This is a genomic window from Streptomyces sp. NPDC059452 (genome assembly GCF_042750035.1).
Lineage (GTDB): Bacteria > Actinomycetota > Actinomycetes > Streptomycetales > Streptomycetaceae > Streptomyces.
In genome coordinates this window covers 12,809-20,116 of record NZ_JBHYVE010000026.1, presented here as the reverse complement: position 1 = coordinate 20,116, position 7,308 = coordinate 12,809, and the positions used below count along the sequence as shown (strand labels likewise).

Here is a 7,308-nt window from a genome sequence, read left to right as displayed (position 1 = left end):
ACCTCGTTCTCGTTCAGGACAGTTCGGTGAGCACCGTGCGTACGGTTTCCGTCACGCGGGCCTGCCGTGGTGTCAGGTAGAAGTGGTCGCCCGGCAGCACCTGGAGCTGGAAGGCGCCCGTGGTGTGGTCCCGCCAGCGGGCCGCGTCCTCGACGGGCACCAGCGGGTCCCGGTCCCCGATCAGCGCGGTCACCGGGCAGGCGATCCGGGCATCGTGGTCGGGGACGTACGCGCTCAGGGCCCGGTAGTCCGACCACAGGGCCGGGAGGATCAGCTCCCGCAGGTCGGGGACGTCCAGGGCGGCCCGCGACGTGGCGCCCAGCAACAGCACGTGCTCGATGAGGGAGGGGTCGTCGCGCAGTACGGCGGGGTCGACATGGGTGAGCCCCGGTGCCCGGCCGGCCGAGGCGAAGAGCGCCCGGGGGCGCGGGCCGAGGCCCCGCTCGCCGAGGAGCGCCGCTTCGTAGGCCACCAGTGCGCCCATGCTGTGCCCGAAGTAGGCGACGGGCGCCCCGCCGGTACGGGTGGCGACGGCCTCGGCGGTGTGCCGGGCGAGCTCCCCGATGTCCTCGACGGGCCGGTGCCGGTGCCGCTCCAGCCGGCCGGGGTACTGCACGACGAGGACCCGTACGCCGGGGGCGAGGGCGCGGGCCAACGGTCCGAAGAAGGCCGCCGAGCCCCCGGCGTGCGGCAGCACCACGAGGACGGGGGCGCCCGGGTCGGCGGGCGCGTACTCCCTGAGCCAGTCGTCCGCCGTGTCGCGGCCGGGCGGTGCGGCCGCCGGGCGGACGGTCTCGGTGCCGCTCACCGGACGGCCTCCGCGCGGGCCGCCTCGACGGCGCGGGAGAGGTGTTCGACGACGGCGGGGTCGGCGTCCGGGCGCATCAGCTGAACGGCGAGGAGGCTCCACAGCCGGGTCTCGGCGAGATGCGCCGGGGCCCCGTGCACATCGTCGTGGACCAACTGCCGCAGATCGGCCACGTTCTTCTCCAGCCGTTCCGCGTCCCGGGCCGGGACGATCTCGTCGCGCCGGGCGGTGACCACGGCCAACGGCACGGACAGTTCCCGGAGTTCGGCGTCGCCGAGCGCCCAGTCGCGTATCCGTTCCCAGACCTCACCGGCCGCCACGCCCGCCAGATGGGCGAGGGTGTCCCGGGTGATCCCGGGGACCTGCCGCTGCCACGCGGTGTCGGTGAAGAAGTCGTGCACGGGCAGGCCGTTGCCGACGATGCCCCGGATACGGGGGTCGGCCAGTGCGGCGCGGACGGCGAGGTGGCCGCTGAAGCTGAGCGCCAGCAGATAGGTCCGGGAGACGTCCGCACGACCGGCGAGCGCGTCGAGCACGGCGGGGAACAGGCGGTGACTGTCCGGGCCGTAGACCAGCGGGTTCTCGCCCACCCCGGGGAGTTCCGCGACGACACCGGCCAGGCCGAGGGCCACGATCCGGGGCAGGACGGGCCCCCACTGCTCCTTGGTGCTGACGATGCCGCCGGTCATCACCAGGAGCGGCCGGGGGTGCGCGGCGTCGAGCCCGGCGGTCCAGATCCGTACCGGGACGCCGTCGACGAGTACGGTCTCCGGTTCGATGCCGGTCGCCGAGGCCCGCCTCCACCGGTCGAAGGCGTCCACGCTCCGTTCGAGGGCACGGGCGCGGGCGGGGCCGTCGACATAGGGGAAGCGGCCCATGGTGTAGAGCTGTGCGGCGGCCAGGACGTCCCCGGCCGCGTCGCGCTCCTCCCCCGCCCGGACCCATTCGTGGGCCCAGGAGCCGGGGCCGTCACCGGTGTCGGTGGTGATCCGGTCGAGGAGGTCCGCGTAGTGGTCGGCGGGCAGTTCCTGCGATATCGCGTGGGCCACGACGAACCGCTTCAGCTCGGCGAGGTCGTTCCCCCCGGTGCCGGGCGCGGCCGGGCCGGTTCCTCGGTGCTGCCGGGTCTCGCTCATGCGGGGACCGCCTCCAGTGCGTCCTTGATCTCGGTGAGGACGTCCGCCGCTTCGGCTCCGTCGATCACCCGGTGGTCGAAGGTGAGGGAGAGGCGCAGCACCGGGGCCACGGCGACGGCTCCGTCGCGGACCACCGGCCGGTCGGTGATCCGGCCGACGCCGAGGGTGACGGTGGTGCCGCCGACGGAGTGGAACCCGTCGACCGCCCGGTGGCCGAGCGAGGTGACGCTGAACGTTCCGGTGGTCCCGGGCCGGCGCTCCAGCAGGCCTGCTGCCGTACGGAACCGGTCGAGGGCCTCCTGGAACGGCAGCCGGCGCAGCTGCCTGATGGCGGCGAACTCCTCTGCGGTGTCGGGGTCCTGGGCGGCGACCCGGTCCAGGTGTTCCTGGATCTCCGCGAGCCCCGCGTGTTCCAGCCCGGGGATGACGGTGGCGAGGACCACCCGCTGCCCGTCGAGCACCCGGTCGAGGGTGACCTTGGCGCTCACGGTGTCGAAGGTGGCGACTCTCGGATCGAGCCGTCCGTGGATCGCCGCGTTGGCCTGCGGGTGCTTCGCCAGGACACCGGCCGCCGCGTGCACGACGTAGGAGACGACCGAGCGGCGCGGACCCGCCTCGCGGGCGCGGTGCCGGGCCGCGACCAGGGCGGTGGCGTCGACCTCGGTGTCCAGGTGGACGGGGGCGAAGTCCCGTATCTGGTCGAGGAAGAACAGGGTGTGCCTGCGCTGGGTGGGGAACGGACGGCCGGTCAACGGATCACCATTTCGTAGAGGGACCCCAGGTCACCGGCGTCCAGGAAGTCCGGCAGGGACAGCTGTCGCCCCACGCGTCTCTCCAGTGCCACCAGGAGTCCGAGGAGTTGTACGGAGTCCCAGCCGGCCAGCTGGTCGAGCGCGAGGTGCAGGTCGCCCTCCTTGAGTTCGATGCCGGTCTGGTCCCGGACCAGTTCCGTGAACTCGTCGCGCGTCAGGACATCGCTCATGTCAGTCGCCTCCGCCCAGTTCGATGGCGAGGCCCGCCTTGGTCCACTTGCTCGACTCGATGGCGACCGCGAGGGCCCGTGAGGGGGCGGTCATCCGGGCGAGGAGCTTCTCCAACTGGAGGAAGAGCAGGGCGTTGCCGTTGTTCCCGGTGTCGCCGACGAGGCTGATCTCCTGGGCGAGCGGCAGATCGAGCCGCTTGACGATCTTCTCGGTCATCGTGACGGAGAGCTGCGGCGGCAGCAGATGGTCCACCTCGTCCCGCTCCCAGCCGAGGTCGTCGAGCAGTTCCCGTACGACCTCTTCGGCGAGTTCGGGTACGTGCTCCTCGATGGCCTTGTAGTCCTCCTGGGCCGGTGCCCGTCCCGAGTGACGGTCCGCGATCCCGTACCAGTGCAGGATCTGTCCCGGCTGCCGGTCCAGGCCGCACAGGCGGGTCAGCACCGCGCGGATCTCCGGGGCGCCGGGCCGCTCGTCGGTGGTGAGTACGGCGGCGCCCGCCCCGTCGCCGAACAGCAGGTAGTTCACCAGCTCTTCCGGGGGCAGGGACTTGAGGTCGGCGGTGACGTCGTAGTGCTTGGCGATGACGTCGCCCCCGATGACCAGGGCGGTCCGGTAACGTCCGGTGGCCAGCAGCGAGGAGGCCACGTCGATGGTCTGCACGGCGCCCGAGCAGCCGGACTGAAGCTGGAACGTCGGGATGCCGTCGATCCTGAGCCGGTCGGCGATCACATTGACCGTGGCGGGCATCAGGGTGTCGGGGGTCGCGGTGCCGAGCACCAGGAGATCGATGTCCCCGGCGGAGAGTCCGGCCCCGGCCAGCGCACGCGCGGCGGCGATCTCGCCGAGGTCCGCCAGGGACTGGCCCGGACGGCCGGTGGCCAGGTCGATGGCCAGGTGCCGGGTCCTCGTCCCGATGAACGTGTCGACCCAGCTCTCCCAGAGCTGGTCCATTCCGAAGCGTGCGGCCAAGGCGGCGGTGCCGATCGGGGGCCCCGGCAGAGCCGATCCCACCGACAGGACACGCACCGTGCGGTCGCTCATGGCGGACTCCTTTCGCGTTACCGATTCCGGACGCTAAGGTCGCCGCCTAAAGCCGAACTAAGTGCTTCTTCCCGCTCGTCGGTGCCCGTGGTGCCGAGCCGCCCCCGCTGGTCGGGCCCGCCGGTCGAGCCGCCCCCGCCGGTCGGGCCGGGTCCGCCTCGGCCACCCGGTGGTCGCGGTCGGCCACTCCGCCGGGGCGAGCCGCCACGGGCCTTCCGCTCCCCCTCTCCCTCTCCCCCTCTCCCTCTCCCTCCGACGGCGCACCGATCGAATGTGATCGAGGAAGCTCGGAGTTGCCTATTCTTGCCAATGATCACGGTCGAATCGCGACAGAAATCGACCCCTGCTGATCGGGAGGCCATGTGCGCAAGAATGACTTTGCATGGAGGGCCTTGAGGGCCCGTCCCTCTTGTTCGACGCGATAGCTTTCTTTCGGGCCCACCCGAAGGCCCGCCCGGGAAGTGATGTGGAGTCACGACCCGGGGAACGAAACAGATCGACAGGGAAACAGACAAGTGATCGAGCCGATTCGCCGAGGGCGCTTACAGCTGCCCTCCGGGCAATTTCACGGTACCAGTTTCAATATCCTTCCCGTGGGGATTCCCGATGACCCGGGGAGCAATGCGGCAACGCGACGGAGTGCCGCTTCCGTCGGCGCTCCCGCCGCCGCCCCGCCCGGCCTCATCTGACATGCGGGCGTCCGCCTCCGACGGCCCCACGCCCCGAGGAGCCCTCATCCCCTCCCCCTTCCGTTCCGTCCCGCCGTACGGCCGTCTCCCCCGTCGCCGCCCCGTGCCGATGGAGGTCACCGCGGCGGCCGTGGACCTCGGGTTCGCGGCCTTCGTCGAACGCAACACACCGCGCTACCTGCGCTACGCACGGGCGCACCTGCCTGCCGAGGACGCTTCCGCCGCCGCCGTGACCGCCACCCTGGCGTCCGCCCGGAACAGCTGGGGCCTCATATTGAGCCGACCCTGCCCCGCGGCCGAGGTCTGGCAGGAGCTCCGCCTCCGGGTGGGCCGACAGGCCGGTGGCAACGGGCCGCGGGACCCGGCCCTGGCCGTCCTGTACGGACAGCTGCCGGACGGGAGCGCCGACAGTGTGGTGCTGTGCTGCCGGCTCGGCTTCGACGTCAGCGAGGCGGCCGAGCTGATGGGGGTCGAGACACCCGCGGTCGAGGCCGCTCTCGCCATCGCCCGGCGCGCGCTGCCGGAATTCGTCGAGGGAGGGCACCCCTGACACATCCGTAAATCCCTCTGGCATATTCACCCTTCGGCCCTTCCTGCTCGGATGCGCCACTTTTCGCCAGCTTGCGCCACCCTTCCCTCTTACCGGTGGTGGTGCTGTCGTGTGCTGCCCTCCTAAGATGGGCGACTTCACTCCGATCGGGGCGGAAATCGGTGAGGGGACGGGCCGTTGGTGGAGAGAAAGCATGTCGATCTGTCGTTGCCGAGTGCGGCACGGATGTACGACTGGCTGCTGGGCGGGAACAACAACTACGAAGTGGACCGGGCAGCCTGCGAGTTATTGCTGGAAGCGGCCCCGACCTCGCGTGAACTCGCGCTGAACAACCGGTGGTTCCTCCAGCGAGTGGTCCGGGTGCTGGCCGAGGAGCACGGCGTAAGGCAGTTCGTCGACTTCGGCTCCGGGCTGCCGACCCAGCGGAACGTCCACCAGATCGCGCAGGAGGCCGAGTCCGGGGCCCGCGTCGTCTACATCGACAACGACCCTGTCGTCCTGGCTCTGGGACAGTCCCTGCTGGATGAGAACGACCAGACCGCGATCCTGCCGGTCGACATGACGGACACCGAGACCATCTTCGGGCACCCGGACTTCACCCGGCTCATCGACCTCTCCCAGCCGGTGGCCGCCCTCTTCGTCTCCGTGCTCCACTGCCTGCCCGACAGCGCCGGTCCCAGGGCTGTGGTCGAGCGGGTGATCGACCGCCTCGTCCCGGGCAGCTTCGTCGTGGTGTGCCAGCTGGTGAGTGACGATGCCAAGGTCCGTGACGACGTCACCGACCTCATGAAGACGCAGACCGGGGACAACTGGGGCAGGGTCCGCGAGAAGGCCGATGTGGAGGAGATCTTCGAGGGTCTCCTCGTGGAGGAGCCGGGGCTCGTCGATGTGACCGACTGGCGGCCCGATTCCGAGCTCCAGCAGCGCCGACGCAGCATCGAGTGGACGGAGTTCGGCGGGCTGGGGAGGGTGCCGTCCCGGGAGTAGGCGCCAGGGCAGGAGGTGCCCGGGCAGGAGGTGCCCGTAAGTGATCTGCGGAGTGCTTGCCCGGACCACTCCGGCCCGTGCCGCTCGTCATACGTGACCGGCATGATCCGAACGCGAGGCGCTAGGAGTACCGCTCGGCGGCCGCCTCCAGCATGCGCCGGCTCGCCACCGGGGAAGCACACGCCTCGCCCTGGATGCGCAGGAGCAGCTGGAGGTGGCGCTCGAACTCGTTGTCCTTGGTCGGCCACGGCTTCGCGCGCTCCTCGGCGCTCCGTGCGGGCTTGGTGTAGTAGTCGGCCTTGCCGTACCCCTCGACGTAGACGAGGTCGGGCAGTCCGCCGCGGCCGAACTGGAGGTGGGCCATACCGCCCGCCATCGATGCCTCGTTGCCCGCGATCATGCGGTCGAGGAGCACGAACCGGATGGTGACGTGCGGGTCGTCGGCTATCTCCAGCAGGTGGAGCATCTGCTCGCGCATCACCGCATCGGGACCGACCCGGCGGAACAGGACGGACTCGTCCATCAGGAACACGCAGCGCGGCGGGTCGGCCTGCTCGAACACGCGCTCCTGGCGTACTTGGCGCAGGGCGACGCGGGCCGCCATCTCCGGGCCGTCCCACTCGCTGATGTGCAGGCCCGTGCGGATGACGCAGCTCGCGTACTCCGCCGTCTGCAGCAGGCCCGACACCAGACGCACGTCATACGTGGTGAGCCCGATGGCCATGGACTCAAGGCCCAGGAGCCGACGCAGGTATTCGGCCGTGAAGTCACCGAACCTGTCCTGGAACCACTCCGGTTCCACCGCGCGGGAAAGCAGCATCGTCAGCTCTTCCCACTGCGGTCCGTCAAGACGCAGATGCCGCATGACCGCCTCGACCGTACGCCGCTCGGGCGTGGTCTCGGCATTCTCCAGGCGGCTGATCGTTGAATTCGATACGAGGGCCGCTTTTGCCAGCGCCGTCTGCGTGAGGCCGGCCGCGTCACGGAAATCCTTGACGGCAAGCCCCAGCATGATGTTGGCCGCTGTCTTCGTGGCGTCCGGCCCGGCGGCACGCCGGGCCGGACGGATAATGGGAATCGGATCCGGGGACACGCCTTCTCCTTCAACGGACAG

General features: G+C 70.7%; 8 protein-coding genes. 2 read left to right on the top strand and 6 right to left on the bottom strand.

The window, feature by feature from the left end; translation table 11 throughout:
• Positions 1-13: 13 nt before the first annotated feature.
• Genes ACFW9Z_RS28375 through ACFW9Z_RS28355 form a run of 5 tightly spaced genes read right to left on the bottom strand, consistent with a single transcriptional unit; the run spans position 14 to position 3,968 of the window.
• Positions 14-808: a thioesterase II family protein gene (locus ACFW9Z_RS28375; RefSeq protein WP_384645431.1), complete on the bottom strand. Its 795-nt coding sequence runs from the start codon at positions 806-808 to the stop codon at positions 14-16.
• On the bottom strand, positions 805-1,944 hold the full coding sequence (locus tag ACFW9Z_RS28370) for an alpha/beta hydrolase (protein ID WP_384645430.1): 1,140 nt from the start codon (positions 1,942-1,944) through the stop codon (positions 805-807). Before ACFW9Z_RS28370 ends, ACFW9Z_RS28375 begins: the two co-directional genes overlap by 4 nt.
• Positions 1,941-2,696 (bottom strand): 2-oxo acid dehydrogenase subunit E2, encoded by a 756-nt coding sequence (locus tag ACFW9Z_RS28365; RefSeq protein ID WP_384645429.1) that lies wholly within the window; start codon positions 2,694-2,696, stop codon positions 1,941-1,943. The genes ACFW9Z_RS28370 and ACFW9Z_RS28365 overlap by 4 nt, the downstream gene beginning before the upstream one ends.
• Positions 2,693-2,926: an acyl carrier protein gene (locus tag ACFW9Z_RS28360; RefSeq protein WP_384645428.1), complete on the bottom strand. Its 234-nt coding sequence runs from the start codon at positions 2,924-2,926 to the stop codon at positions 2,693-2,695. Before ACFW9Z_RS28360 ends, ACFW9Z_RS28365 begins: the two co-directional genes overlap by 4 nt.
• A gap of 1 nt (position 2,927) precedes the next feature.
• Positions 2,928-3,968 carry a 3-oxoacyl-ACP synthase III family protein gene (locus ACFW9Z_RS28355; RefSeq protein ID WP_384645427.1) on the bottom strand — a complete coding sequence of 347 codons (1,041 nt, stop codon included), beginning with the start codon at positions 3,966-3,968 and terminating at the stop codon, positions 2,928-2,930.
• 792 nt (positions 3,969-4,760) lie between these two features.
• Here ACFW9Z_RS28355 and ACFW9Z_RS28350 point away from each other — a divergent pair.
• Both ACFW9Z_RS28350 and ACFW9Z_RS28345 read left to right on the top strand, forming a co-directional pair.
• Complete coding sequence (locus ACFW9Z_RS28350) at positions 4,761-5,207, top strand: hypothetical protein (protein WP_384645426.1); 447 nt, start codon at positions 4,761-4,763, stop codon at positions 5,205-5,207.
• A gap of 180 nt (positions 5,208-5,387) precedes the next feature.
• A complete protein-coding gene (locus tag ACFW9Z_RS28345) occupies positions 5,388-6,194 on the top strand; it encodes an SAM-dependent methyltransferase (protein WP_384645425.1) in 807 nt (268 codons plus the stop codon).
• Positions 6,195-6,315: 121 nt separating this feature from the next.
• On the opposite strand, the gene ACFW9Z_RS28340 is transcribed toward ACFW9Z_RS28345, so the two are convergent.
• Positions 6,316-7,287, bottom strand: coding sequence for a helix-turn-helix domain-containing protein (locus tag ACFW9Z_RS28340; protein ID WP_384645424.1), 972 nt, complete (start codon positions 7,285-7,287; stop codon positions 6,316-6,318).
• Between the last annotated feature and the right edge of the window lie 21 nt (positions 7,288-7,308).